We start from the raw sequence: 25,109 nt of genomic DNA on the forward strand, positions 1-25,109 counted from the left end.
TCTGCCTCTACGTCGAGTGAGCGAGCCCGGAATCGACATCGGAATCGACACGGGACGCCAGTTTTTTCAGTGCCCACGCGCACCCGAGTCCCACCGACGTGAGAGCGAGCCAGGGAACCCAAGGCACACCCGCGCGCGCAGCGGCGTCGAACGCAATTCCGGTGAGCAGATTGCCGAGCAGGATCCCGACGCCCACAACGGTGTGGTAGAGGCCGTAGTGCGTGGCCACGAGCCGGTCGTCAGCCAGCGAGACGATCTTGTCCATCTCGAACGGGAAGACCACCATCGTGCCCAGCGCGAGCAGCGCCGCGCACAGCACCAGCCCCGCCCACCCACCGAAGATCGCGGGCAGGAACGCCAGCCCGAGCACCAGCATCCCGATCGCGAGCGACCGGTCCGGGCCGAACCGCACGCGAGCCCACGCCGTGACCCGCATCTGGCCCACAACCGCCAGCACGCCCGACACGGCGAACAGCACGGCCGTCAGCACCGCCGACCCGGAAGCCAGCGGCAGCGCCAGGTAGACCTGGAACGACAGCACGTAGGACCCGGTCATCGCCAGCGCGAACAGCACGAACCGCCGGTTTCCCGACACCGCCCGCCAGTCCGCGAGCACCGAGCCGGAAGCCGTACCGGCGCGCGCCGGCAGCGACCGCCACTGCAGGACGGTCAGCACCAGGAACACGAAGGCCGCCACCAGGCACGTCAGCCGGAAGTCCACCGCGGTCAGCGCGAGCCCGATCAACGGGCCCACCAGGATCCCGGTCTGGTAGAAGACGTTGAACAGCGCGAACGCCTCGACCCGCCGTTCGCCCGCGTCCGCGGCCACGTACGCGCGCACGGCCGGGTTGAACAACGCCCCGGCGAACCCGGTGGCCGCCGAGGCGATCACCAGGGCCGGCAACCCGTCCACGAGCCCGAGCAACGCGAACCCACCGGTCCGCAGCGCACAGCCCGCCACGATCAACGGTTTGTACCCCAGGCGATCCGCCAGCGTGCCACCGATCAGGAACATGCCCTGCTGTGCGAAGTTCCGCACTCCCAGCACGAGCCCGACGGCCCACCCGGCCAGCGCCAGCGTCACCGACAGGTGCGACGCGAGGTACGGCATCAACATGTAGAAGCCCACGTTGATGCTGAACTGGTTGAGCAGCAACAACTGCACGCTGCGGTCGAACGACCGGAACTGTGTGATCACACCGTCACCGCCAGCGGGTCCACAACGGACCGGCACATGGTCCACGACAGCACTTCACGCTCTCCCAGCGAAGAGATCTCCAGCGGGTCCGCGGCGGGAACCACGTCCAGCAACCCGTGACCGGCGCAGTACTCGTCGCTGAAGACGGTGTCGAAGTACCGCTGCGGGCCGTCGGGGAACACCGCGGCGATCCGCGTCCCGGCGGCCGAGGTCCGCGCCAACCAGGACGCCACAAGTGCAACGGCGCCAACGCTCCAGCCACCGCTCGCGTAGTGCCGTGAAGCCAGTGTCCGGCAGGCCCACACGGCCTCGCCGGGATTGACCCAGTGCACCTGGTCGAACGCCGGGTAGTCGACGTTGCGCGGGAAGATGCTCGACCCGAGCCCGCGCATCAGCCGGGTCCGCGCCGGCTGGCCGAAGATCGTCGAGCCGATCGTGTCGACTCCCACCAGCCGCAACGACGGGAAGTGCGTGCGCAGCACCGAGGCCACGCCGGCGGAGTGGCCTCCGGTGCCGACCGCGCACACCAGCACGTCGACGTGACCGAGCTGCGCGGCCAGCTCGTGGGCGAGCGGTGCGTACCCGGCCACGTTGTCCGGGTTGTTGTACTGGTCGGGGCAGTAGGCGCCGGGCAACGCGGACAGCAGGGCGGCCACGCGTTCGCGCCGCGCCTCCTGCCAGCCACCGGTCGGATGCGGGCTCTCCACGAGATCCACGGTGGCCCCGTAGGCGCGCAGCATCCGCCGGATGATCGGTTCGAGGCCGGGATCGGTCACCAGCGTGACCGGGATGTCGTGCACGACCCCGGCGAGCGCCAGGCCGAGGCCGAGCGTGCCGCTGGTCGACTCGACGATGTGGCCGCCGGGAAGGAGATCACCGCGCTCCAGGGCGCGGCCGACCATGTGCAGGGCGGCGCGGTCCTTCATGCCACCGCCGGGGTTGGCGCTTTCGAGCTTCGCCCAGAAGCCGGACGAGGACGTGCGGGAGAGTTCGTCGATCCACAGCACGGGCGTGTTGCCGACGATGCCGGCGGGCGTGTTGCGGTCCAGAACCGGAACAGACATGGGAGTCCCTCGGAAGAAAGTGACAGGCCGTCGGGAGAGCGCGCGGCAGCGCGGCAGGACCGCGGAAGGTCCTGCCGGGGCACGCGGAAGACGGCCGGCCTACGTCCGGGAGATGCCGAGGTCGAACAGCAGTGTTCGCCCGGAGCGCGAGGGCTCGGCGCGCCACGGGCACGACTGCGCCGCGGCGGCGGGACGCGTGACGGGCACGACGTCCGCCTCCGGCGCGGTGAGGGAGGCGGCGCTCGCCTGAACGGCGGCCTGGGCGGGTGCGGCGGCGGACAGATGATGGGCGTCGCCGTGGTGGCAGAACTCCCCGGAGATGCCGGGCGTGAACGCGCCGTGGTAGGCGGGCTCGGGCGGGCAGGCCGGGTGCAGCGCGAAAACGGCGAGCAACGCGAGCGCGATGGCGACGGCAGTACGGCGCACTGTCGTCAGTTCGTTCCGCACGGTGACCAACCTACCGGTGTCGCGGATCTTGTAAAGCCTCTTGCTAGGTTAGGTAAGGCTAAACTCAGGAGGTGGACAGGTGCGCAGGACAGTCGCCGCGGTTCTGCTGCTCGGCCTAGTGGCCGGGTGCGGTGGGAACGCTCCAACGGAGCAGTCGGGTGGCCAGTGGTCGTTCAAGGACGACCGCGGCAACGAGGTCACCGCGCCGAAGCGGCCGGAGCGCGTGGTCGCGCAGGTGTCCGCCGCCGGCGCGCTCAAGGACTACGGGATCAACGTCGTCGGCACGTTCGGGCCGCTCAAGCGTTCTGACGGCAGCACCGACCCGGAGGCGGGGAGCATCGACCCGGGCCAGGTCGCCGACATCACCGGCCCCGGCTACGGCGAGATCGACTTCGAGAAGTTCGCCGCGCTGAACGCCGACCTGGTCGTGGCCGGCCACTATCCCGAGGTCACCGGTCTCTGGCACCTCACGGCCGAGTTCGAGGAGAAGGTCCTCAAGGTCGCCCCGACCGTCGGCATCGGACAGTCGAAGATCCAGCTGCCTGACGGCATCAAGCGCTTCCGCGAGCTCGCGAAGGCGCTGGGCGCCGACACCGAGTCGGCCAAGGTGAAGGCGGACGAGGAGGCGTTCACCAAGGCCGCGGACCGGCTCAGGGTGATCGGCAGGAAGATGACGGCCGCCAACCAGAAGATCCAGGTCGTCGGCGCGGACCCGAAGCTCTTCTACGTCGCGGTGCCCGCCCGCAACCCCGACCTCGACTGGTACTCGAAGGAGCTCGGCCTGCCGCTGCTCACGCCGGACAAGCCGGATGCCGAGGGCGGTGGCTACTTCCAGTCGCTGTCGTGGGAGAACTCCGCTACGTACAAAGAGCACGTGATCATGTGGGACACCCGTCAGCACGTCCTCAACCCGGAGCAGATGAAGGAGGGCCACCCGGTCTTCCGGGCGCTGCCCGCCGTGCAGGCCGGCCGGTTCGTGGAGTGGAACGCGGTGGCCCCGCTGAGTCACGCCTCCTACGCCAAGATCATGAACAAGCTGGCGGACCAGCTGGACGCCGTGCTGAAGTAGCCATCGTCGGGTGATTCGATCCTGTTGAGACGGTCGTGCGGACCGGGCTGCCGGACAATCGTGTGAGTGATCTCGGCACGCCTGGCCGCCCGGCCACTCTCGGAAGCCACCGTCAAGACGCACCTCAACCGCGCGATGGCCAAGCTCGGACTGTCGTCGCGCGCTCAGGTCGTGGCCGCCGCCCACAAGTCCGGCCTGCTGAAACCGGGCAGCTGAAACTTCCGCGGTACACCTTCTGCTCGTGACCGCGTCCGCGGCTCAAACCGGGTCTCGCCGGGGGGCTTCCACCTGTCGTTGAAACTCGATGGCGGGGGAACCGAGGCGCGGACATCATGGCCGTGTGCTGACCCTCCTCAAACACAACGGCCCGTTGCGTGTGCTCAGCACCGCGCGGGTCGTTTCCGTCGTTGGGGACGCGCTCAGCCTCGTCACGCTGATGCTGCACGTGCAGTCCGTGCTGGGGAAGGCCGTCGCGGTGGCGGCGCTGCTGCTGGTGGGCGACTTCGCGCCGTCGTTGCTCAGCCCGTTCACGGGTGTCATCAGCGACAGGTTCGACCGGCGCACGGTCATGATCGCGTGCGAGGCGGCTCAAGGGGTGCTGCTGGCGGTCATCGCGTTCACCCTGCCGCCGTTGCCCGTCCTGCTCGTGCTGGTCGGCGTCAGGGCGGTGCTCGGGCAGATCTTCATCCCGGCCTCGCGGGCCGCGGTGCCGAGTCTCGTCGAACCCCGGCAGCTCGGGGAAGCGAACGCCGCGCTGGGTCTCGGCGCCAACAGCGCGGACGTGATCGGGCCGCTCCTGGCCGCGCTGCTGCTGACGTTCATGGACACCAGGGGCGTGCTGCTCGTGGACGCCGTGAGCTTCGGGGTGTCGGCGTTGTTGTTGCTGAGGCTGCCGAGACTGAAACTGCCGGCAGAGACCAACGGCACGGTCTTCAAGGACGCGAAGGAAGGTCTGAAGGAGATCTGGGGCAACCGGCCCCTCAGGATCATCTTCCTCGGCTTCTGCGGGGTTGTGGCGTGCACGGCGATCGACGACGTCGCGGTGTTGCAGCTGACCAAGAACGTGTTCCACGCCTCCGACAGCGCCGCGGGCGTCATCCTCGGCGCGGTGGGCATTGGTCTGCTGGCCGGGTTCGCGCTGCTGGGCAGGAACACGAAGTTGAGCATGATCACCTTGCTGGTCACCGGGTTCGTCGTCAGCAGTGCGGGCAACCTGTTCACCGGCCTGGCGTGGGGTGTGGCGTCGGCGTTCGTGCTGCAGGCGGTCAGAGGGCTGGGCATCGCGGCGATGGACATCGCGCACAGCACGCTGATCCAGAAGCTCACCCCGGCTGACCGGACGGGCAGGGTGTTCGCCAACTTCTACGGCGGAATCGGTGTGGCTGCGGCGATTTCGTACATCGGCGGTGGTCTGCTGCTGGACGCGGTCGGTCCCGAGCTGACGTTCGTGCTCAGCGGTGGCGCGGGTGTGCTGGTGGCGGGATGGGTGGTTGCCGCTTCACGCGCAAGAGGTGTTGAGTGGGAATCAGCCTCTTGAGGGGAGAAGGCGATGTGGGGGAAACGCATTGCTGTCCTTGTCGTTTCACTGTTGCTGACCGGACTGACCACTTCCGTCGCGCACGCGGGCACCGGGGTCGTGCCCGCGTCGACGTCGTGGGTGTCCGCTGACCGCGGCTGGGTGCTGGGCCTCGACACCCTGTGCCAGACCGCGAAATGCCCGCAGCTCGTCCGCACGCTCGACGGCGGCTCGTCGTGGACTCGGGTGAGGACACCGGCGCTGTCGGTCCCGGAGTCGGACCGGCTGCGAGTGCTCTTCGTGAACGACGCCGCCGGCATGGTGACCGACGGCGAGCAGCTGTTCGTCACCAGCAACGGCGGCACCCGCTGGGAGCCGTCCGGCGTCAAGGGAACCGTTGGGGCCCTGGGGTTCGAGGCCTCCGGGTTCCTGGCGGTGATCTACGACGGCACGTCCAGCAGGCTGTTCCACCGCGAGCTGTGGTTCGGCTCGTGGCAGCCGGTGCCGGGAATCGAGGTCAAGGGCCGGGCGTTCGGTGACATCGCGCCGGGCCACGTCTCGCTGGCGCGGGTCGGCGAGGAGAACCGGTACTGGACCCGGTCGCCGTCGGGCTGGATGGAGGAGCCCGCGCCGTGCACGGACGTGTCGGCCACCCGGCTCGGCACGGTCGGCACCGACCGGTACGCGTTGTGCAGCTTCGATCCCGGCTTCGGGAACATGACCAAGGAGCTGCGCAGGTCGGAGGGCGGGCCGTTCAAGACGATCAGCGTGCCGCCACGCGAGGGCATCACGACGGGCTTCGCCATCTCACCGGAAGCGGCGCTGGTGGCCGCGACCGGGCGCGACTGGTCGTTCGTCCACCGCGGTCCCGGCGAGAAGTGGGACACGCTGCTCACGCTCGGCGGACCGCCGTTCGAGGACCTGGCGTTCTCCGACGCGCGGCACGCCGCCCTCGTGCGCGGTGGTCCTGGTCAGCAGTTCGCCGAGGTGTACCGGACCGATGACGCCGGACTGAACTGGAAGCCCCTGAAGATCTAGCTACCCTGAAGATCATGGAGCTTCTGGACCACGGCCTTCTCGACACCGGTGACGGCAACCGCGTCTACTGGGAGGTCGTGGGTGATCCTGACGGCAAGCCCGCCGTGTACCTGCACGGCGGGCCCGGCGCGGGCTGCTCGGTCAACGCGCGGAAGGCACTCGCCGGGGGCCGGTACCGGCTGGTGCTCTTCGACCAGCGCGGCTGCGGCCGGAGCCTGCCGCACGCGAGCGACCCGGCCGTGGACATGAGCGTCAACACGACCGAGCACCTCATCGCCGACATGGAGAAGCTGCGCGAGCATCTCGGTGTCGAGAAGTGGCTCGTGTTCGGCGGCTCGTGGGGCACCACGCTCGGCGTCGCCTACGCGCAGCGCCACCCGGAACGCGTCTCCGAGATGATCCTCATCGCGGTCACCCTCGCGTCTGCCCGTGAGCTGGATTGGCTGTACAAGGGCGTTTCCCGGTTCTTCCCCGAGGCGTGGGAGAGGTTCAGCGCACACGTCGGCAACGCGCCGGACGTCGTGCGTGCGTACGCGGACCTGATGGAGGACCCGGATCGAGCGGTCCGCGAGCAGGCTGCCGCCGAGTGGTGCCGGTGGGAGGACACCGTGCTGTCGTTGGAGAACCACGGAAAGCCGGACGTCTTCAGCAGCCACGTGGGTGACGACGTGATCGCGATGGTGCGGATCATCGCCCACTACTACGCGAATCTCGGATTCGTCGACGATCTGCTGCGCGACGCCGGCAAGCTCGCGGGCATCCCGGCCGCGTTGATCCACGGCCGTCGTGACCTGAGCTGCCCGGCGGACACCGCGTACGCGCTGGCGCGGGCGTGGCCGGACGCCGAACTGACCCTTGTGGACGACGCCGGCCACAAGGGCAGCCCCGCGTTCGTCGAGGCGGTCCACACCGCGGTCAGGAGGTTTTCCCCATGACACAACGGAAACCGCACGGCATGGACTTCGAGTCGTGGATCGACAGGCAGATCCGCGAAGCCCAGGAACGCGGCGAGTTCGACGGCCTGCCGAGCGCGGGCAAACCGTTGCCCGGCGCGGGTGAGCCGCTGGAAGAAGACTGGTGGATCAGGAAGAAGGTGCGGGAGGAAGAGGGCACGACAGGGTTGCCCTCTTCCCTGGTCCTGCGCAGGGAGGCCGAGACCGCCAAGGCCCGTGCCCTGGCGGCCGAGACCGACACCGAGGCGCGCGCGATCATCGAGGCGATGAACGCGAAGGTCCTCGACGCGTTGCGGAAACCGTTGTCCGGCCCGCCGTTGAACCTCATGCCGTTCGACGCCGACGCGGTGGTGCGTGAGCGGAAGGGGACCTCGCGCACCGATCGGTGATCAGCTCACGTTGACGTCGATGCAGGAGTAGAACGCCATCGCGGTGTCGCCGATGTTCCACACGGCGAGCACCTTGTGCTTGCCCTTCGGCACGTTGACCTTGTGCGACACCGTCGCGGGCGGCTGCTGGTTGTTGCCGCTGAAGTTCGCGACCTTCCTGCCGTCGACGAAGTAGTCGTAGTCGCGCGTGCGGTGCCGTGCGGTGAACGTCCAGTTGAACGTCACCGTGGAGCCGACGTTGTGGACCCGCCAGCCCTTGTTGTCGTTGCTGAGCTCGGCGAACTGCTGCAGGTTGGCGTGGCAGCTCTTGAGGCCCTTCGGCCCCTCGACCGACTGGGGCTCGTACTGGATGGCGCCGCAGGAGATCGTGCGACTCGCGCACTGCGCCTGGCGGCTGGCCGGCGACGACACGTAGCCGTGCGCGAACGCCGTACCGGTGGGGAGAGCCACGAGGACCAACGGTGCAGCCAGAACACCTGCCAATGCGGCAGCAAGCCTGGGTCGATTCTTCATGTGACTTCCTTTGCCTTGATGTTGCTTTGCGTGCGTTACATCGCGGCGGCGGTTGAAGGTCTAGACCATACCGCGCGTAATCGGGGGGCCACAAGGTGTGTCTGACAGATCGGTCAGGTAAACGACGACTGCTCAGCTTTGTACAACACCGAAATGGGCGATCCAGGGGACGAGGCCGAGGAGATCGCGTTCGGGCCGTTGTTCTGGCACGAGGAACGACTGCTCAGGGTCGCGGCGATGGTCGCGGAAGGGCTGACCAACAAAGCAGATCGCGGACGGGCTGCACGTGTCGCTGTGGACCGTCGAGGCGGACGTGCGCGACCTCAAGACCGTGCTGGGCGTGCGGTCGCGCGCCCAGATCGCGGCCTGGGCTGCACAGGCATGACTTCCTCGGCGGGTTCATCCTCTGCCGCCTTGGCCAGGCGGCGCTTCACCACGAAAACGCCGCCCACACCACGCCACCCGCGGCGTTGGCCACCAGGAACTTGCCGCAGTTCATGTGCAGCGGCCCAGCGAGAATGCGCAGCAGAGCGACGAAACGGCCGAAGAAACGGCCCACGCGCCGCGTTTCTGGAACACGCGACGAGCATGGCTGAGTTGCGTTTCCCCTAAGTGCTTGGGGAATCTGCCGCCCATCCAGGCCACGCCGGCGCTCGCCCACACGCCGATCCGCAACGGGCTCAGGTGGTCGTGCTGCGACGCCGGCAGCGAGGCCGTGACCAGCACGATCTCGCCCGGCAGCGGAAATGCCGAGCGACTCGAAGCCGATCACCAGGCCGACGATCACGTAGACGAGCAGGGGTGGAACGGCTGCCAACCACTGTCTGTCCGGTTTGGTGATGACGGCCGGGTTGGCCGTCCCGAAGAGCCTCTGGTCCATGTACGGCTGCGGAATCGCGCCGGACGGTTCCAGTCCACGCTCGCGCAGATCGTCGGGGCGCTGGGCCCGTGGCCGTTCGCGGTGGTCCTGGTCATCGGCCGCGCGTGGTGGCTGAACCGGAGGAGGCGCAAGGCCGTACGCCCAGACAGGAGGTGAGGAGCCCATGCGCATCCTCGGAGTACTGCTGGGAGTCCTGCTGCTCGCCGGGTGCGCGGAGAAGGCGCCCGCCCCGGAGAAGTTCCAGTTCACCGCGAAGACGCTGGAGGGAGCGGAGTTCCGCGGTGACAAGCTCGTCGGCCAGCCCGCCGTGCTGTGGTTCTGGACGCCGTGGTGCCCGTCGTGCAACGCGGAGGCGGAGAAGGTCGCCGAGGTCGCCAAGCGCCACAACAAGGTCCAGTTCGTCGGCGTGGCGGCGGAGGACCAGCTCGACGCGATGAAGAAGTTCGTGTCCGACCACCGGATGACCGGGTTCCCGCATCTGGCCGACCTCGACGGCTCAGTGTGGAAGCGGTTCGGGGTGACCGCTCAGCCGACGTTCGCGTTCGTCCGCAGTGACGGCTCGGTGGAACTGCTCACCGGCGCCCCCACCGAAGAACAGCTCGACCAGCGGGTCTCTGCATTGGTCCAGTGACATCCCCAGGTCCACCGGCCGCGCCATTCCAGGAGAAAGACCCTGCGCTGTCGGGACCAACGCCCCGTTCGGCGTTGCGATCGCTTTCGTACCGTCGAACAGGCCACGCGACGATGCCGCGTTGCCTTGAGGAGGCAGGTGTCGATGGACTACATCCAGGTCTCGCTCGCGGAGTCCATTCCCGAGCAGGCCAGGGACTACGCGTCTGCGCGGATCGGTTCGCTCGACCGGTACGCGCCCGACCGGGTCGACTTCGCCTGGGTCAACCTGACTTCGGACAAGTCCGTCATCCACGCGCACGCCCGGCTCGACCTGAAGTGGGTCGAGGTGCAGGCGTACGCGGAGGCGGACACGGTCACCGAGGTGATCGACCTGCTGCGGGAACGCATGCGGCGTCAGCTCGTCTCGATGCACAGCTGCGTGCCCGTGCACAACTGACCTCGGTGTGCCGAACCACCACCCGGCGGCGGACGGGTGGTGGGTTCAGCACACCTTCCGCACGGTGCCCCGTGCCCCGTCGACCTCGACCCGATCTCCGGTCGCGATCCTCGTCGTGGCGTTGCCGCACCCGACCACCGCCGGAATTCCCAGCTCCCGCGCCACGATCGCCGCGTGCGAGAGAGGCGCACCCACGTCCGTCACGACCGCCGCGACACGGGTGAACAGCGGAGTCCAGCCGATGTTCGTCACCGTGGTCACGAGAATCTCGCCCTGCTGCAACGATTCACCGTCCTCGACCCTGGCCAGCACCCTGGCGATGCCCTCGACCACACCCGCCGAGCCCGGGAAACCCGTGACGTCCGATGGCATCGGCACGTCGGTCGTCGCGTCGTAGAGGTCGGCTCGGCGGTTCGGTGAGGCCGCCCACGACTCCGGATCGAACCGGCCGCGGATCACCGCCGGATACGGCGGCAGCGCGCGATACCGCTCGTAGGCCTGCCGTTGCGCGTGCACCCGGTCCAACAACGACGTCTCACCGTCCAGGACGCGCAGCACGTCGTCGATCGGCAGGAAGAACAGGTCTTCACCGGACGACGTCAGCTCGCCGGCTCGCAGGACGAACGCCCGCATGACCCAGAACGCCCGCACCATCTCCGACCGCGCCTGCTCCCGTGCCCGCGCGCCCGCCCCGATCCGGCCGAGCTGCTTGCGGACCCCGGCAGCTTTCGCGGGATGCGCGGCCACCAGCCGATCCCACGCGGCCGCACGCGCGGAAGCCTGACGCTCCAGCAACGCCTCGGGGTCGGCCAGCGTCGCCAGCTGCCGCGAGATCCACTCCGGATCCTCTGCCGGACGCGGCGCGGAGATCTCGAACTCGCTGGAACACCGGTGACCCCAGGTCCTGGCGAACTCGTCCCGGTCGATCTCTCCCGACCGCAACCGGGCGAGCCCGACCAGTGGCCCGACGCTCGCGAGCCCGGTGCCGTCGTGGAACCCGGTCAGCAACGTCGCCGCGTCCTCCTCGCCGACCAGCTCGACGAGCTCGCGCCGGAACGCCGCCGGTCCGCCCGAGACCATCCGCGCACCGGCGTCGAGGACCGGGCAGACGAACCGCAACAGCTGGTCGAGGTCGCGACGCCACAGGTCGAGCAACGCGGCCGGCGTCGTGCACCCGGCGATCGCCTGGTGCGCGGCGGCGCACCGGGCGGGGTTGTCGCGGACGAGCCGGGGCAGCCGTGTCCGGTAGAGGATCTGCTGCTTGAGCGGCTCACCGGCGGACCGCAGCACCGCGCCGATGATCGCGAGCCGGGACATCGGCAGCGGCGGCACGGTCACCCCGGCCGGGATGCGCCCGAACGTCTCCGCGCCCGACCGCATCATCTCGTCGGCCTTGCCGATGGCCGTGCCGAGCGCGGTGTAGGTGCTGAGGTTGAGGTAGAAGCGGCCGCCGATGTTGCCGGAGATCCGGTGCGGCCCGATCGTCATGCTCGACAGCACCTTCACCAGCGACCACGTCACCGGCGTCATGACCTCGGGGATCGCTTCGCCGACGTTGCCGTTGGACCACAGGTAGTCGCCGTCGAGGGTGTCGTTCCACTCCACCCGCAACGACGTGATGGGCCGTGCCTGCAGGATCTGGAACTCGCCGCCGGCCAACGCCCACTCGACGTCCATCGGTGTCCCGTGCAGCGCCTCGATCCGCTCGCCGAACGCGATCAGCTCGCGCTTCCGGGCGTCGTCGAGCAGCTCCTCGGTGTCCGCCTCGCCGCTGACGAGCGCCTCACCGAGCCCGCGCACCGCGTTGATCACCGGCTCCGCCCGCCCGGTCACCGGATCCGCCGTGAACAGCACGCCGGACACGTCCGCGGGCACCATCCGTTGCACGACGACGGCCATCTCGGCGGACTCGATCCCGTTGCGCTCGCGGTAGGCGACGGCGCGGTCAGACCGCAGCGAGTCCCAGCACTGCAGGATCGCGTCGAAGAGGTTGTCCTCGGTCACGTTCAGCACCGTGTCGTGCTGCCCGGCGAACGACAGCCCCGGCAGGTCCTCCGCGGTCGCCGACGACCGCACCGCCACCGGCCCGCCGAGTTCCCGGAACGCCTCCAGCACGCCCTCCATCGACCGTTCCCGGTAGGCGCGGGTGGTGAGGCAGAACCCCGCGGGGACCGGCAGCCCTGCCCGGACGAGCCTGGCGAGCGAGGCGCCCTTGCCCCCGGCCGTCGCGAGGCCTGCGGCCGAGTCGTCGAGCGGGAGGATCAACGGGATCATGTCGCCATGGTTGTCGAAACCGGCGGGCCGCGTTCGTACAAAGGGCGAAAGGAGACCACCATGACCCAGAAGTACCTGCTCAGCATCTACCAGCCCGACGGTGAGGTCCCGCCGCCCGAGGTGCTCGACCCGATCATGGCGAACCTGGCCGCGTTGAACGAGGAGATGCAGGCCAAGGGCGCGTGGGTGTTCGCGGTCGGCCTGCACCCGCCGTCGACCGCGACCGTGCTCAGGGCGAAGGACGACGACGTGCTGATGACCGACGGCCCGTTCACCGAGGGCAAGGAGCACATCGGAGGCTTCACGGTCATCCAGGCCGCTGACCTCGACGAGGCACTGGAGTGGGGCCGCAAGCTCGCCACCGTGCTGGCCCCGCTGTCGATCGAGGTCAGGCCCATCGCCTACTGATGATCGAGCAGATCTTCCGTGCGGAGTACGGCCGCGCCGTGTCCGTCCTGACCCGCGTCCTCGGCGACCTCGACCTCGCCGAGGAGGCGGTGCAGGACGCCTTCGCCACGGCCGCCGAACAGTGGCCGGTCAAGGGCGTCCCGCCGGCACCAGCGGGCTGGATCATCACCACCGCCCGCAACCGCGCCATCGACAGGCTGCGCCGCGAGACCAAGGGCCGCGAGAAGCACGCGCAGGCAGCGCTGCTGCAGCACGAACCGGAGGAGGAGGTGGGAGACGTGCCGGACGACCGCCTGCGGCTGATCTTCACCTGTTGCCACCCGTCGCTCGCGCTGCAGGCCCAGGTCGCGCTGACGCTGAAGCTGCTCGGCGGTCTCACCACGGCGGAGATCGCCAGGGCGTTCCTGGTGCCCGAACCCACGATGGCGCAACGGATCGTGCGCGCGAAGGGCAAGATCCGCGCGGCCCGCATCCCGTACCGGGTGCCGCGTGACGCCGACCTGCCCGAACGCCTGAAGGCAGTGCTCGCGGTCATCTACCTGATCTTCAACGAAGGCTACCTCGACAAGGCCGAGCTCACAGGGGAGGCGATGCGGCTCGGGCGCGTGCTGGCCCAGCTCATGCCGGACGAACCAGAGGTGTGGGGGCTGCTCGCGTTGATGCTGCTCGTCGCCTCACGCCAGGAGGCTCGCGTCGTGGACGGTTCGCTGGTGCTGCTCGAGGACCAGGACCGGTCGCGGTGGGACGCGGAGCTGATAGCGGAGGGCCAGGACATCGTGCGGCGCTGCCTGCGCTGGAACCGGCCGGGGCCGTACCAGATCCAGGCCGCCATCAACGCCGTGCACAGCGATCCGCCGACCGACTGGCATCAGGTCTTGGCGCTCTACGACCAGTTGCTGGCGATCATGCCCAGCCCGGTCGTGGCCCTGCATCGCGCCGTCGCCCTCGCCGAGGTCGAGGGACCGGCCGCAGCCTTGCAAGAAGTCGACGCGCTCGACCTCGACCGCTACCACCTGTTCCACGCCGTCCGCGCTGATCTGCTGAAACGGCTCGGCGAAGACCCGTCTGCGGCGCTGAAGGCCGCGCTCGAACGGGCGGAGCACCCGGCCGAACGCGACCTCATCTCGCGACGACTAGGTCTTGCGACGGCGGACCAGCAGGATCGCGCCGACGACCGCGATCAGCCCGACCACGACCCACAGCCAGGCGGGCACGCCACCTGACTCGGCCGGCGTGGTCGCCGGGGGAGCGTTCGACACCGGTGCGCTCATCGTCACGGACGACGTCGGCGCTCCGGAGGTCGGCGCGGCCACGTTCAGCGTGAAGGTGAACTTGCCGCTGATGACGTCACCGTCGTCGGCCGTGGCTCGCCACTCGAGCGTGTGAGCACCCGCTTTCGCCGCGGCGGCGTCGACCTTCGCCGTGATCGTCCTGTCGGCGGCGTGGGTCTGCGTGACGGGCCACTTGGCACCGTCGGGCCCTGTCACGGTGACCGCGTCACCGTCGGGCAGGCTGATGACGTCGCTGAACGTCAGCTCGATCTGCTGGGGCGGCGCGTCGAGTGCCGCGCCGGACGCCGGATTGCTGCTCTTGAGCTCGGCGTGGGCCTGCGCGGGGACGGCCACAACCGTCGCGGCGAGCAGTGCCAGCACGAGCGCGCTGAAGTAACGCCTCACGTGCGCAGCGTAATGGCACACTTGCTGTACGGGGTTCCCTATCGGATTAGACAGGTTCGTTGTCCGTCGGGCGGGGGTCGATTTCACTGACCCGCATGCACGACTTCCTACGCGTGCTCTACGAGGATCATCACCACTGTCTGCTGAACTTCGCGACCCGGCTGACCGGAGACCGCGCGGCCGCCGAGGACGTCGTGCAGGAGACCTTCCTGCGGGCCTGGCGGCATCCCGAGTCGTTCGCCGACGGATCCTCCGCTCGCGGCTGGCTGATCACGGTGGCGCGCAACGTCGTCATCGACCGGGTGCGGGCGAGGACGGTGCGGCCGCACGAGACCGCAGAACACGAACCGGAACCAGTTCCAGATCACGCTCAGCGTGTCGTCGACGCGTTGTTGATGGAGGCGGTGCTCGCATCTCTGTCGTATGAACACCGTCGCGTGCTGACCGAGCTCTACTACAACGACCGCACCTACACCGAGGCTGCTGTGTGTCTGGGCGTGCCGACGGGGACGGTGAAGTCCCGCACGCACTACGCGTTGTGCGAGCTACGCCGGGCGTTCCAGCTCGAAGCGAGTCAGATCCTCGAACCGCGGCCTGCCGGGTGAGCTTCGATCGGCCACCAACGCGATCCCGTCGGCGATCCACTCGCCACTGATCGCCTCACCCGCCACCGACGCGGGCACCCGGCCGCGCGCGACGACCACATCGGCCTGGAACGGCTGAGGATGCGTCACGGGAACGATGGGCGCGGTCGCGCCGAACACCGCTGCCGCGAGCTCGTCGAGACCGGACACCGGCACGCCGAGCCATTGCCCGATCGGACGGGTGCGCGGGCCGAGCACGCACCTGGCCGCCGGCGCGCCGTCGAGTTCCTCGGCCAACGCCTCGACGAGGCCGGGCACGACCCGTTCGGGCACGGTGCCGAGCGGCCGCACCTTGACGAGCCACTGTTCGGGCGCCGACCACCGCACGCCCGGTGCCCGGTGGAGCGCACCGAGCACCGCGACGATCTCCGGCGGCGGCCAGATCGCGACGGACAGCCTCACGCCACCGATTGTGGCGTGCGCGGCGTGACTTTTCGCAGCGACAGACCGAAGGCGAGCGCGGCGGCCACCGCGGCGGCGATCACCGGCACGACCGGCTCAACCTCGTAGAGCCCGGTGCTCAGCAGCGGTCCGAGGATGAACGTCAGCCCGATGCCCGCGACGAACAACACCACGCCGAAGGCTCCCGCGGTGGCGCGGGAATCGCGGTGCAGCCGGTGTTCGACCCGGAGCAGTGGCCGCTGTTCCCGGTCACCGTCGACGGCAACCGGGTCGCGATCGGCATCGACAACCTCATCCTGGACGCGCTCAGCATCCTCATCTTCTACGCCGAGCTGGGCACGCTCTACGACCGCCCGGACACCGTGCTGCCGCCGATCGGGGTGTCGTTCCGAGATTACGTCCTGAGCCTGCCGGAACCGTCCTCACAGGACTACTGGGACGCGCTGGAGCTGCCGTCGGCACCGAAACTGCCGCTGGCCAAGGACCCCGCCGACGTCACCCCGGTCTTCAGCCGCCGCACCGCACACGTCGACTCCGGCCGCTGGAAATCCGTCGTGGAGCGGGCACGCGAGCACGGGCGGACGCCGTCCGCGGTGCTGATGGCCGCGTTCGCCGAGGTTCTCGGCCGGTGGAGCGGGCGCGGTGACCTCACGCTGAACGTCACGCTGTTCGATCGCGCCGAGGTTCACCCGGACATCACCAGCGCGATGGGCGACTTCACGTCGTTGCTGCTGGTGGCGTGCGGCGAGGGAGAGACCTGGCTGGACCGGGCGAAGTTCGCGCACGAACGGCTCTGGCAGGCCATCGACCACCGCGGCGTCTCGGCCGCGCGGGTCATGCGGTCGCTGCCGGAAGGCATACCGGTCGTGTTCACCAGCGCCCTGGGCGTCGGCGTCGAACAACCGAGCACCTTGTTCGACCAGCAGGTCCGGGGCGTGTCGCAGACCCCGCAGGTGTGGCTCGACCACCAGGTCACCGAGTCGGCCGGCGGTGTCGAGCTGAACTGGGACGCGGTCGACGAGCTGTTCCCCGACGGCGTTCTGGACGACATGTTCGCGGCCTACCTGTCCCTTGTGGACCATCTGGCGACCGGTGACTGGGCGGAGATCCCCGACCTGTTGCCCGCCGCGCAACGGCAGGTGCGCGAACAGGTCAACGCCACCGACGGGCCTATACCGGACCGCACGCTGCACGCCGACTTCTTCCGGCACGCCGCGGAAACGCCTGACCGCAGCTGCGGTGTCGCAGGGACGGCTCGTCGCGGCGGTGACCGGGTCCGAAGTGGACGCGGCCATCGTCTCCGAACGCCTGCCCGCACACATGATTCCGGACCACGTCGAACTGCTCGACGAGACCCCGTTGAGCGCCAACGGCAAGGTCGACCGCCAAGCCGTTGCGGCACTCGTCACACCTCGCACGGAATCAACGGCGCCACAAGGAGAACTGGAAACCGAGATCGCCGCACTGTGGGCGGACCTGCTCGGGCTCGACGAGATCGGCCGTACCCAGAACTTCTTCACACTTGGTGGCGACAGCCTCAAGGCCACCAGGTTCGTCGAGGTCCTGCGTGGAAAACACGGGCCGATCGTCTCCTTGCGATCGTTCTTCGCCGCACCTACCGTCGCTGCGGTCGCGGAAGCGCTCGACGCGGACGTCGAGGAGGGCGTCCTGTAGTTGGTTTGGTGGCTGATGCAGTCGGGTACTCCGCGCCAGAACTGATCAACAGACCTCGAGGAGCGGTTTGGCGCGCGACCAGGCAGCGAGGACGGGTGAGCCGGCTCATCTGCCCCTGGGCAGGCAACGGCCGACTCTCGCGACCGTCCGGCGCTGGGTCCGGGTGGAGCTGACCGGCGAGGACGCCGACTGCGTCGCCGACGTGCTGCTGGTGGTGAACGAACTGGTCAGCAACGCGTACCGGTACACGTCCGAACCGTCGTTCCTGCGAGTGGTCGTGGAGAAGTCCAAGATCCGCATCGAGATCGAGCACGACGCCCGTGCCAATCCGCCGCTGCGGAAGGTCTCCCGGCCGCAGCGCGGGTACGGCCTGGTTCTGGTCGCGCGACTGTCCGATCGCTGGGGTGTCGACCGTGCTCGCGGCGGCACCGTGGTGTGGGCGGATCTGCCCCGAGAGTTGTGAACGAAGTTCGGTGGGTTTCGATGTACGCACGCCTGGGTACGGATCCTCCTGCCTTGAGTGAACAGGGCACGGGGAGATGCTGATGGGTATTGCAGGACGGTCCAGCGAACGCCTGGACCTCGTCCTACCGGAGGGAATGCTGCCGCTCGCGAACGTGCGGGCGGAGATCCGCCGCCTCCTGCTGGGGATGCACGAGAACGTCGTGGTCGACGTGATGGTCGTGGCCACGGAGCTCGTGAGCAACGCCTACCACCACGCCGCCCCGCCGCGCCGTGCCCGCATTCTCCGCCTGCCGGAACGTGAAGTTGTGCGGGTGGAGGTCGACGACGGAACCCCAGGCCGGTTCCCGCAGCTGGGACGGATGGGGTTCCTCGGGCGACGGCAGCGGGGGTTGTTGCTGGTCAACGGTCTGGCGCAGGTGTGGGGACACAACCGGTACCCGGACTCGAAGACCGTGTGGGCGGACGTGTCGTCGGTCAGGTGAGGGTCTTGGTGACGTAGGCGGCGGCTTCGGCGATGAGCGCCTCGTCGTATCTGGCGTCCGCGGTGGACCTGCTGGACATGATCGCGATCAGGATCGGCTCCCGGCTCGGCTGCCACACGACGGCGATGTCGTTGGCCGTGCCGTAGTCGCCGGTGCCGGTCTTGCTCGCGACCCTGCTGCCCTGCGGCACGCCCGCCCGGATTCGTTTGGCTCCGGTCACCGAGCGCTCCAGCAGATCCGTGAGGAAGCCGCGTTTCTCCTGGTCAAGAGTGTTGCCGAGGACGAGCCGCTGGTAGTCCGTGCCGAGTGAGCGCGGAGTGGCGGTGTCGCGCGGGTCGCCGGGCGTGGCCTCGGTGATGGCGGGCTCGATCCGGTCCATGCGGGTCACGTCGTCGCCGAGCTCGCGCAGGTACTTCGTGAGCTCGGCAGGGCCGCCGAGTTCACGGAGCAGCAGGTTGCCGGCCGTGCCGTCGCTGAACCGGACGGCGGCGTCGCACAGGTCGCGCAGCTTCATGCCGGTCTGGACGTGCCGTTTGGTGATGGCCGAGCTCTTCATCAGGTCGGCCTCGGTGTAGGTGACGACCTTGTCCAGATGCGTCATCGGGTTGCGGTGCAGCACAGCCGCCGCGGCCAGGCCCTTGAACGTCGAGCAGAACGCGAACCGCTCGTCCGCGCGGTGCTCGATCGTGCCGACACCGGCCGCGTAGACGCCCAGCCGCGCGTCGTACTTCTTCTCCAGCTCGACCAGCGCGTCGTGCCGGACGGGCGCCGCGCTGGTCGTTGTCGTCGGTGAAGCGGTCGTCGTCGGCGTGGCCGGGGTGGCCGCGCATCCGGCGAGGGGGAGCAGGGTCATCGTCTTGAGCAGGGTGCGTCGAGCGGTCACCCCTCCACGGTATTTGATCTCGGGAGGTCGTCCGAGCGGGTTTCGCGTCACTGCACCAGGCGGATCCCCGGATGGCGTGGCCGGTCGAACAGCGTCGTGTTCCGGTGCTTGAGGTGGAGGTCGAAGAACGCGGCGACGTGGTCGTGCTGGGCTTTGAGCGCGTCCTCGGGGTTGATCGTGCCGATGAGACCCGCGCGGCGTTCCGGGGAGATCTGCGCGATCTGCGGCACCGACCACTGCAGGTCGCTGAAGCCGAGATGCGCGCCGTTGTCGAGGTGCACGTCCCGCTTCCACCCGCGCTGGTTGGGCCAGAAGTCGGCCCACGTCCTGGTCAGGCTCGTGTCGACGTGCGACAGTTCCCGTTCGCCGAGGTCGCCGCCGAACAGCAGGAACGGCCGGTCCAGACCCTTGGTGACGACGTCACCGGGGGCGTAGGTGCCGCCCTCGCCGGTGTGCTCCATCGCGCCGTCGATGTTGATGCCCGCGTCGAACCTGCGGTCGTGCGCCATCGTCTCGCCCGCCGTGTAGCCGCCGTAGGAGTGCCCGGCGATCCCGACTCGGCTCGTGTCCGCCCACTTGTGCAGTCGCGGCAGTCGCGTCAGCACGAACCGCATGTCGGCCACCCGCGCGTCGATGGCCTTCTTCATCGTTTCGGGCTTGCCGTCCTGCATCAGGCCCCGCTCGACGCGGTTGCCCGGGAACTCCACGGCCACCGTCTCGTGGGTGTGGCTCACGGTCACCACGACGTAGCCGCGGCTCGCCAGATCGTCGGCGGCGCCCGCGTAGAACTCGCGCGGCGTCTGAAGACCTGGCGAGAACAGCACCACCGGCCACGTGCCCGGCACCGCGGCGGCGTCCACACGGGCCTGTCGCGGCGTGCCCGCCCAGTCGACCGTCCCCGCAGGGATGTCGAGGTAGGCAGGGCTGGAGATGATCGGGTCGATGACCTCCGCGAAGCCGGGGCTCAGCCACGGCGCCCGTGTTCCCGTGCGCTTGGCCGGGTAGCTGATGGTCACCATCAGTTCCCGGTTCTTCGACGGTTGGAACGGGTCGAGCCGTGTGGAATCGACCAGGTGAGCGTCAAACGTTCCGACCGGGAACGGGCCGCTGAGCTGCGGCGTCACGAGTGCGGAGGCAGCCAGGACGGCCGCCAGAAGCAGTTGCATTGTTGATCTACCCCCTTCACGCGTGAGCCTCCCAGGCGCGCGCTGAGAGGGGGCTGAGAGCTTGTGGCCGCGATGATCCAGTGCCATGTTGGGTGCTGACGTACCAGCTGGTCCTCTGGGTGGGGAGATCACGGATGCGGCGGACAACGGGGTTCGGGCTGCTGGCGGCGTGCGGGTTGCTCGCGGGCTGCCTGGGGCAGTCACAGCAGGGTGATCAGGCGCGCAACGCCGACGCCAAGGAGATCACGCTGACGATCGTCGCCAACGCGGCGGCGGGCGGGAAGAACGCGCGCGGGGCGAACTGGCTGCAGAACTGGGTGGTCCCGAAGTTCACCGAGCAGCAGAAGGCCAAGGGTGTCACCGCCACGATCAAGTTCGAGCAGAACGGCACCGGCGACGAGGACTACAAGACCAAGGTCGCGCTCGACCTGAAGACCGGCGGTGGTGGCGACATCATCGAGATCGACGGCATCTGGCTCGGCGAGTTCGCGCAGGCCGGCCAGATCAAGCCCCTGGACGACGTGGTCGGCAGCACGGACTGGGACGGCTGGAACCAGATCCCCAAGGCCGTGCAAGGGCTCGGCGAGTTCGAGAACAAGCGGTACGGCGTGCCGATGGGCACCGACGGGCGCGTGCTGTTCTTCAACAAGAAGCTGTTCGCGCAGGCCGGACTGCCTGCCGAGTGGCAGCCCAGGTCGTGGCAGGACGTGCTCGACGCGGGCGCGAAGCTGAAGTCGCTGGCCGGTGTCACGCCGATCCAGCTCAACGCCGGCACCGCGATGGGCGAGGCCACGACCATGCAGGGCGTGCTGCCCGCACTCGTCGGCACCGGCAAGCCCGTCTACGACAACGGCAAGTGGCAAGGGGACTCTGCTCAGCTCAAGGACGTTCTGGGCCTGTACCAGAAGATCTACGGCGGCGGGCTCGGCGATCCCGTGCTGCAGCAGGAGGCCAACGGCAGGCAGCGCTCGTTCCAGCTGTTCAGCGAGAACAAGATCGGCATCCTGCTGGAGAGCGACTACTTCTGGCGTTCCGTGGTGGAGCCGAAGAACGGCGTGGCGAAGATGGCCGACCGGGACGCCGCGGTGGGCTGGGCACTCGTTCCCGCGAAACAGGCCGGTGCGGGCGTGGGCGGGCAGGACTTCGTGAGCATGTCCGGCGGTGGCGTGCGGGTGATCAACCCGAACACGAAGTTCCCGAAGCAGGCGTGGGAGTTCATGCAGTTCCTCAACTCCGCCGAGGCGGTGAAGGAGTCGCTCGCGGGCACCGCGCAGCTGACGCAACGGCAGGACGTCAACGACCAGGTGCTGTCCGGCGACCCGATGCTGTCGTTCGTCGCGGAGAAGGTCCTGCCGATCACGCGCTACCGGCCGGGACTCGCGAACTACCCCAGGGTGTCGGCGGCGCTGCAGCAGGCGACCGCGGACGTGGTGTCCGGCAAGAGTCCTGACGACGCTGCTCGCGCGTACCGCGAGGCGCTGGTGAAGGCGGTCGGCGAGGAGAACATTGGATAGCTCCGGTCTCGGCGTCCGGCGCGGTCTGGCGTTCGTCGCGCCGGCGCTGGTGCTGATCGGGATCTTCCTGGTCTTCCCCGCGCTGTGGACGCTCTACATCGGCATCACGAACTACCAGCTCACCGGGCCCGCGTCGGCGAACCCGCAGGTGGTCGGGCTGGACAACGTCGTGGAGGCCGTGCGCGACCCGCTGTTCACCAACTCGGTGTGGCTGACGGCGTTGTTCGTGCTGTTCTCCGCGGTCATCGGGCAGAACGTGCTCGGCTTCGCGCTGGCGTGGCTGCTGCGGTCGACCAGCCCGTGGCTGCGGCGCACGATCGAGGGCCTGGTGCTGCTCTCGTGGATCCTGCCCAGCACGGTCGTGGCGTTCCTGTGGTTCGCGGTGCTCAGCAGGGACACGGGAACCCTGGGGCTGCTGCTCGGCTCACCGGAGACGTCGTGGCTGGTGCAGTACCCGATGACCAGCCTGATCATCTTCAACATCTGGCGCGGCACGGCGTTCTCGATGCTGCTCTACACCTCGGCCCTGGCCGCGGTGCCGCCGTCGCAGCTGGAAACGGCGCGGCTGGTGGGTGCGTCGGGCCGGCAGACCGTGCGGGACGTGGTGTTCCCGCACATCCGCGGGCACGTGCTGACGAACACGTTGCTGATCAGCCTGTGGACGGCCAACGACTTCACGCCGTTCCTGCTGACCTCCGGCGGCCCGAACCACCAGTCCGAGGTGCTGCCTGTGCTGATCTACCGGCAGGCGCTGGAGAGCGGGCAGCTCGGCTACGCGTCGGCGATGTCGTTGCTGCTGCTGCTGGGCAACCTGGCGATCGCGCTGGTGTACCTGAGGCTCCTGCGGAGGCGGGCATGAGTCCTCTGTGGATGGTCCGGCGGATCGGCTTCTACGTGCTGATCACCGTGGTGCTGGCGTTCTTCGCCGTGCCGATGCTGTGGCTGGCGTCGGCGCCGTTCGACTCGAAGCCCGGTCTCGGGCTGCGGTGGCCGGACTGGACGCTGTCGAACGTCGCGGCGACCTTCGACCACCCGTTCACGTTGTCCTCGCTGGTGAACTCGTTGATCCTGTGCGCGATCGCCACGGTCGTGACGACGGTGCTGGCGGCCCTGGCGGCCTACGCGTTGTCGCGGGTGCGGATCCCCGGGCGGGATCTGTTGCTGTACCTGCTGTTGCTGCTGTCGTCGGTGGTGACCGGCACGGCGGCGATGGTGCCGATCTTCGTGATGATGCTGCAGCTCGGCTTGATCAACTCGCACTTCGGCACCGCGCTGGTGATCGCGGGCGGCATGCTGCCCGCGGCCATCTTCATCCTGAAGGACTTCATGGACGCCGTGCCGCGCTCCTACGAGGAGTCGGCGCGGGTGTTCGGCGCCTCGCCCCGCCAGATGCTGAGCCACGTCGTGCTGCCCGTCGCGCGACCCGGCGTGGCCACGATCTTCGTCTGGGCGTTCGTCAACGCCTGGGGCAACTTCCTGCTGCCGTTCCTGCTGCTGCGCGACGTCGGCCAGCAGCCGGCGGCGGTGTTGCTGCGCACTCTGTACGACGAGGGCGGCAGCGCCAACCTGACGGTGATCCCGGTGTTCTCGTTGCTGTACTCGATCCCGGTGGTCGTGCTGTACCTGTTCGTGAGCAAGCGGTACGGGTTCCGATTCCACGGAGGCATCAAGAGCTGATGGCGGGCATCACGATCGCCGGTCTGTCCACCGTGTACCCCAACGGGGTGCGGGCGGTGGACGAGCTGGATCTGGAGATCTCCGACGGCGAGCTGTTCGCCCTCCTCGGCCCGTCGGGCTGCGGCAAGACCACGTTGCTGCGCACCATCGCGGGCCTCGAGGGCGCCTCCGAGGGAGCGGTGTCGATCGGCCCGCGCGAGGTCACCCGGCTGCAGCCAGGTGACCGCCGGGTCGCGATGGTGTTCCAGGACTACGCGCTGTTCCCGCACATGACGGTGGCGGAGAACATCGCCTATCCGCTGCGGGTGCGGGGTGTCGCGAAGTCCGTGCAGCAGGAGACCGCGGTGCGCACGGCGGGTGGGCTGAGCCTGGGGGCGCTGCTGGACCGGCGGCCGGGCCAGCTCTCCGGTGGCCAGCAGCAACGAGCTGCACTGGCTCGTGCCGTCGCCGCGTCCGCCGAGGTCCTGCTGCTGGACGAGCCTCTGTCCAATCTGGATGCACGGCTGCGGCTGGAAGCACGGACGTTCCTGAAGAAGCTGCAGCGTGAGCTGGAGCTGACGACGGTGTTCGTGACGCACGACCAGGCAGAGGCGCTGGCGCTGGCCGACCGGATCGCGGTGATGGACGCCGGCCGGATCCGGCAGCTCGGCACGCCGCGCGAGGTGTTCCAGCGCCCCGCGGACACGTTCGTCGCGAACTTCATCGGCTCGACGCCGATGAACCTGGTGCCGCGCGGCTCCGAGATCATCGGCGTGCGCCCCGAGTACCTGACGCCCTCAGCCTCGGGATTGTTCACCGGCTCGGTGTCCATTGTGGAGAACCTCGGTGTGACGTCGCTGGTGACGCTGGACTGCGGCGAGGACCAGATCGGCTACATCGTGCCGGAGGACGCCGAGCCCGCCATCGGCACCGCGGTGACCGTGGACGCCCCGCCCGCACGCGTTCTGCGCTATGACAAGGAGACCGGCCTACTCGTGAGGTGACCCGATGTTCCAGACCGACGGCTACGAGACGCACGCCGGCGTGCTTACTCCTTCGAAGTTCGAGGGACTGGCCCGGCACTTCGAGGCCAAGCTCGCCGCACTGCCGGAGGGTCAGCGGCCCGAGCACATGGACGTGCCGCACCTGACCGACCCGGCGCTGTTCGAGTGGCTGCTGGACCCGGACGTGCTGGATCTCGTCGAGTCGCTGATCGGCCCGGACATCGCGTTGTTCTCGTCGCACTTCATCTGCAAACCCGCAGGCGACGGCAAACCCGTGCCGTGGCACCAGGACGCGCACTTCTGGCGCGACACGATCGACCCGGCGGGCGACGCCATCACGGTGTGGCTGGCCATCGACCCGTCCACCGCGGAGAACGGCTGCCTGCGCGTGATCCCCGGCAGCCACCTCGCGGCCGTCTCCCACCGGGGCAACGACGACTCCTTCTTCAACCAGGAAACCTCCGTCGACGAGTCGCTCGCCGTCGACGTGGAGCTGGAGCGCGGCGCGTGCAGCATCCACTCGGCAATGCTGGTGCACGGCAGTCCGCCGAACCGGAGTTCGCTGCGGCGGTGCGGCTACACCATGCGGTACATGCCGACAACCGTTCGGTTCCTAAAGGCCGAAGATCATCGGATCTATCTCGCGCGCGGCCGGGACCACGCGGGCAACGTCTACGCCCCGGTGCCGTGATTCGTCGGTGGTCTGGTCCAGCTTGATCGATCCT

At 68.9% G+C, this 25,109-nt stretch carries 31 protein-coding genes and 1 pseudogene; 21 read left to right on the plus strand and 11 right to left on the minus strand.

Going from position 1 to position 25,109, the window contains the following annotated elements; translation table 11 throughout:
• Nucleotides 1–7: 7 nt before the first annotated feature.
• From ABFX45_RS15000 to ABFX45_RS15010, 3 genes are all read right to left on the minus strand, one after another.
• Entirely contained in the window at nt 8–1,198 is a 1,191-nt protein-coding gene (locus ABFX45_RS15000; protein ID WP_346130404.1) for an MFS transporter, read from the minus strand.
• On the minus strand, nt 1,195–2,262 hold the full coding sequence (locus ABFX45_RS15005) for a PLP-dependent cysteine synthase family protein (RefSeq protein WP_109636047.1): 1,068 nt from the start codon (nt 2,260–2,262) through the stop codon (nt 1,195–1,197). Before ABFX45_RS15005 ends, ABFX45_RS15000 begins: the two co-directional genes overlap by 4 nt.
• Nucleotides 2,263–2,361: 99 nt before the next feature.
• Nucleotides 2,362–2,709 carry a hypothetical protein gene (locus ABFX45_RS15010; protein ID WP_346130407.1) on the minus strand — a complete coding sequence of 116 codons (348 nt, stop codon included), beginning with the start codon at nt 2,707–2,709 and terminating at the stop codon, nt 2,362–2,364.
• A gap of 79 nt (nt 2,710–2,788) precedes the next feature.
• On the opposite strand from ABFX45_RS15010, the gene ABFX45_RS15015 reads away from it, so the two are divergent.
• The 6 genes from ABFX45_RS15015 to ABFX45_RS15040 all read left to right on the plus strand — a co-directional run bounded on the left by ABFX45_RS15015 (nt 2,789) and on the right by ABFX45_RS15040 (nt 7,674).
• The gene (locus ABFX45_RS15015; protein WP_346130409.1) at nt 2,789–3,778 is read left to right on the plus strand and encodes an ABC transporter substrate-binding protein; all 990 of its coding nucleotides are present in this window, start codon (nt 2,789–2,791) and stop codon (nt 3,776–3,778) included.
• A gap of 66 nt (nt 3,779–3,844) precedes the next feature.
• The gene (locus tag ABFX45_RS15020) at nt 3,845–3,994 is read left to right on the plus strand and encodes a LuxR C-terminal-related transcriptional regulator (protein ID WP_346130411.1); all 150 of its coding nucleotides are present in this window, start codon (nt 3,845–3,847) and stop codon (nt 3,992–3,994) included.
• A gap of 124 nt (nt 3,995–4,118) precedes the next feature.
• On the plus strand, nt 4,119–5,315 hold the full coding sequence (locus ABFX45_RS15025; protein WP_170154895.1) for an MFS transporter: 1,197 nt from the start codon (nt 4,119–4,121) through the stop codon (nt 5,313–5,315).
• Nucleotides 5,316–5,366: 51 nt separating this feature from the next.
• The gene (locus ABFX45_RS15030) at nt 5,367–6,332 is read left to right on the plus strand and encodes a hypothetical protein (protein WP_346130414.1); all 966 of its coding nucleotides are present in this window, start codon (nt 5,367–5,369) and stop codon (nt 6,330–6,332) included.
• A 14-nt stretch (nt 6,333–6,346) separates the two neighbouring features.
• Nucleotides 6,347–7,267 carry a prolyl aminopeptidase gene (gene pip, locus ABFX45_RS15035; protein WP_346130416.1) on the plus strand — a complete coding sequence of 307 codons (921 nt, stop codon included), beginning with the start codon at nt 6,347–6,349 and terminating at the stop codon, nt 7,265–7,267.
• Complete coding sequence (locus ABFX45_RS15040; RefSeq protein ID WP_346130418.1) at nt 7,264–7,674, plus strand: DnaJ family domain-containing protein; 411 nt, start codon at nt 7,264–7,266, stop codon at nt 7,672–7,674. Before pip ends, ABFX45_RS15040 begins: the two co-directional genes overlap by 4 nt.
• On the opposite strand, the gene ABFX45_RS15045 is transcribed toward ABFX45_RS15040, so the two are convergent.
• Nucleotides 7,675–8,187: a lytic polysaccharide monooxygenase auxiliary activity family 9 protein gene (locus ABFX45_RS15045; RefSeq protein WP_109636068.1), complete on the minus strand. Its 513-nt coding sequence runs from the start codon at nt 8,185–8,187 to the stop codon at nt 7,675–7,677.
• 268 nt (nt 8,188–8,455) lie between these two features.
• Here ABFX45_RS15045 and ABFX45_RS15050 point away from each other — a divergent pair, with 268 nt between their 5' ends.
• Nucleotides 8,456–8,572: a hypothetical protein gene (locus ABFX45_RS15050; protein ID WP_346130635.1), complete on the plus strand. Its 117-nt coding sequence runs from the start codon at nt 8,456–8,458 to the stop codon at nt 8,570–8,572.
• 45 nt (nt 8,573–8,617) lie between these two features.
• Here the strand turns inward: ABFX45_RS15050 and ABFX45_RS15055 are convergent, their stop codons facing one another.
• Complete coding sequence (locus ABFX45_RS15055) at nt 8,618–9,067, minus strand: hypothetical protein (RefSeq protein WP_211337276.1); 450 nt, start codon at nt 9,065–9,067, stop codon at nt 8,618–8,620.
• A 163-nt stretch (nt 9,068–9,230) separates the two neighbouring features.
• On the opposite strand from ABFX45_RS15055, the gene ABFX45_RS15060 reads away from it, so the two are divergent.
• Both ABFX45_RS15060 and ABFX45_RS15065 read left to right on the plus strand, forming a co-directional pair.
• Complete coding sequence (locus tag ABFX45_RS15060) at nt 9,231–9,698, plus strand: TlpA family protein disulfide reductase (RefSeq protein ID WP_346130421.1); 468 nt, start codon at nt 9,231–9,233, stop codon at nt 9,696–9,698.
• A gap of 144 nt (nt 9,699–9,842) precedes the next feature.
• Entirely contained in the window at nt 9,843–10,136 is a 294-nt protein-coding gene (locus tag ABFX45_RS15065) for an HPF/RaiA family ribosome-associated protein (protein ID WP_112225968.1), read from the plus strand.
• Between the two features lie 45 nt (nt 10,137–10,181).
• On the opposite strand, the gene ABFX45_RS15070 is transcribed toward ABFX45_RS15065, so the two are convergent.
• Nucleotides 10,182–12,410: a PEP/pyruvate-binding domain-containing protein gene (locus tag ABFX45_RS15070; RefSeq protein ID WP_346130423.1), complete on the minus strand. Its 2,229-nt coding sequence runs from the start codon at nt 12,408–12,410 to the stop codon at nt 10,182–10,184.
• A 60-nt stretch (nt 12,411–12,470) separates the two neighbouring features.
• Here ABFX45_RS15070 and ABFX45_RS15075 point away from each other — a divergent pair, with 60 nt between their 5' ends.
• Nucleotides 12,471–12,818, plus strand: coding sequence for a YciI family protein (locus ABFX45_RS15075; RefSeq protein WP_109636473.1), 348 nt, complete (start codon nt 12,471–12,473; stop codon nt 12,816–12,818).
• Nucleotides 12,818–14,041 carry an RNA polymerase sigma factor gene (locus tag ABFX45_RS15080; RefSeq protein ID WP_109636080.1) on the plus strand — a complete coding sequence of 408 codons (1,224 nt, stop codon included), beginning with the start codon at nt 12,818–12,820 and terminating at the stop codon, nt 14,039–14,041. Before ABFX45_RS15075 ends, ABFX45_RS15080 begins: the two co-directional genes overlap by 1 nt.
• Here ABFX45_RS15080 and ABFX45_RS15085 read toward each other — a convergent pair.
• Nucleotides 13,952–14,494, minus strand: a complete 543-nt coding sequence (locus ABFX45_RS15085; RefSeq protein ID WP_346130426.1) for a copper resistance CopC family protein — start codon at nt 14,492–14,494, stop codon at nt 13,952–13,954. The genes ABFX45_RS15080 and ABFX45_RS15085 overlap by 90 nt on opposite strands.
• Nucleotides 14,495–14,589: 95 nt before the next feature.
• Between ABFX45_RS15085 and ABFX45_RS15090 the strand changes: the two genes are divergently transcribed.
• Nucleotides 14,590–15,099, plus strand: coding sequence for a sigma-70 family RNA polymerase sigma factor (locus ABFX45_RS15090; protein WP_109636086.1), 510 nt, complete (start codon nt 14,590–14,592; stop codon nt 15,097–15,099).
• Here the strand turns inward: ABFX45_RS15090 and ABFX45_RS15095 are convergent.
• Together ABFX45_RS15095 and ABFX45_RS15100 are read right to left on the minus strand one after the other, a co-directional pair.
• Complete coding sequence (locus ABFX45_RS15095; protein ID WP_346130428.1) at nt 15,040–15,540, minus strand: 2'-5' RNA ligase family protein; 501 nt, start codon at nt 15,538–15,540, stop codon at nt 15,040–15,042. The genes ABFX45_RS15090 and ABFX45_RS15095 overlap by 60 nt on opposite strands.
• Nucleotides 15,537–15,713 carry a hypothetical protein gene (locus ABFX45_RS15100; protein WP_346130430.1) on the minus strand — a complete coding sequence of 59 codons (177 nt, stop codon included), beginning with the start codon at nt 15,711–15,713 and terminating at the stop codon, nt 15,537–15,539. The genes ABFX45_RS15095 and ABFX45_RS15100 overlap by 4 nt, the downstream gene beginning before the upstream one ends.
• A 42-nt stretch (nt 15,714–15,755) precedes the next feature.
• Between ABFX45_RS15100 and ABFX45_RS46450 the strand changes: the two are divergent.
• The 4 genes and pseudogenes from ABFX45_RS46450 to ABFX45_RS15115 all read left to right on the plus strand — a co-directional run.
• A pseudogene (locus ABFX45_RS46450) lies at nt 15,756–16,376 on the plus strand (condensation domain-containing protein); the annotation flags it as partial.
• Between the two features lie 484 nt (nt 16,377–16,860).
• Nucleotides 16,861–17,214 carry a phosphopantetheine-binding protein gene (locus ABFX45_RS46455; RefSeq protein WP_428834151.1) on the plus strand — a complete coding sequence of 118 codons (354 nt, stop codon included), beginning with the start codon at nt 16,861–16,863 and terminating at the stop codon, nt 17,212–17,214.
• Between the two features lie 163 nt (nt 17,215–17,377).
• Nucleotides 17,378–17,677, plus strand: a complete 300-nt coding sequence (locus ABFX45_RS15110; protein WP_346130434.1) for an ATP-binding protein — start codon at nt 17,378–17,380, stop codon at nt 17,675–17,677.
• Nucleotides 17,678–17,759: 82 nt separating this feature from the next.
• A complete protein-coding gene (locus ABFX45_RS15115) occupies nt 17,760–18,161 on the plus strand; it encodes an ATP-binding protein (RefSeq protein WP_146771643.1) in 402 nt (133 codons plus the stop codon).
• Here ABFX45_RS15115 and bla read toward each other — a convergent pair.
• Nucleotides 18,154–19,014 carry a class A beta-lactamase gene (bla, locus tag ABFX45_RS15120; RefSeq protein WP_109636474.1) on the minus strand — a complete coding sequence of 287 codons (861 nt, stop codon included), beginning with the start codon at nt 19,012–19,014 and terminating at the stop codon, nt 18,154–18,156. The genes ABFX45_RS15115 and bla overlap by 8 nt on opposite strands.
• A gap of 77 nt (nt 19,015–19,091) precedes the next feature.
• Complete coding sequence (locus ABFX45_RS15125; RefSeq protein ID WP_346130437.1) at nt 19,092–20,210, minus strand: alpha/beta hydrolase family protein; 1,119 nt, start codon at nt 20,208–20,210, stop codon at nt 19,092–19,094.
• 134 nt (nt 20,211–20,344) lie between these two features.
• On the opposite strand from ABFX45_RS15125, the gene ABFX45_RS15130 reads away from it, so the two are divergent.
• Genes ABFX45_RS15130 through ABFX45_RS15150 form a run of 5 tightly spaced genes read left to right on the plus strand, consistent with a single transcriptional unit; the run spans nt 20,345 to nt 25,075 of the window.
• Nucleotides 20,345–21,724 carry an extracellular solute-binding protein gene (locus ABFX45_RS15130; RefSeq protein ID WP_346130439.1) on the plus strand — a complete coding sequence of 460 codons (1,380 nt, stop codon included), beginning with the start codon at nt 20,345–20,347 and terminating at the stop codon, nt 21,722–21,724.
• Nucleotides 21,717–22,583, plus strand: coding sequence for a carbohydrate ABC transporter permease (locus ABFX45_RS15135; RefSeq protein ID WP_346130441.1), 867 nt, complete (start codon nt 21,717–21,719; stop codon nt 22,581–22,583). Before ABFX45_RS15130 ends, ABFX45_RS15135 begins: the two co-directional genes overlap by 8 nt.
• Nucleotides 22,580–23,401, plus strand: a complete 822-nt coding sequence (locus ABFX45_RS15140) for a carbohydrate ABC transporter permease (protein WP_109636105.1) — start codon at nt 22,580–22,582, stop codon at nt 23,399–23,401. Before ABFX45_RS15135 ends, ABFX45_RS15140 begins: the two co-directional genes overlap by 4 nt.
• Complete coding sequence (locus tag ABFX45_RS15145; RefSeq protein ID WP_112225945.1) at nt 23,401–24,384, plus strand: ABC transporter ATP-binding protein; 984 nt, start codon at nt 23,401–23,403, stop codon at nt 24,382–24,384. Before ABFX45_RS15140 ends, ABFX45_RS15145 begins: the two co-directional genes overlap by 1 nt.
• Before the next feature lie 4 nt (nt 24,385–24,388).
• The gene (locus ABFX45_RS15150) at nt 24,389–25,075 is read left to right on the plus strand and encodes a phytanoyl-CoA dioxygenase family protein (protein ID WP_346130444.1); all 687 of its coding nucleotides are present in this window, start codon (nt 24,389–24,391) and stop codon (nt 25,073–25,075) included.
• The last annotated feature ends 34 nt before the right edge of the window (nt 25,076–25,109 follow it).

Source organism: Lentzea roselyniae, from assembly GCF_039537795.1.
In the GTDB taxonomy this organism is placed as follows: domain Bacteria; phylum Actinomycetota; class Actinomycetes; order Mycobacteriales; family Pseudonocardiaceae; genus Lentzea; species Lentzea atacamensis.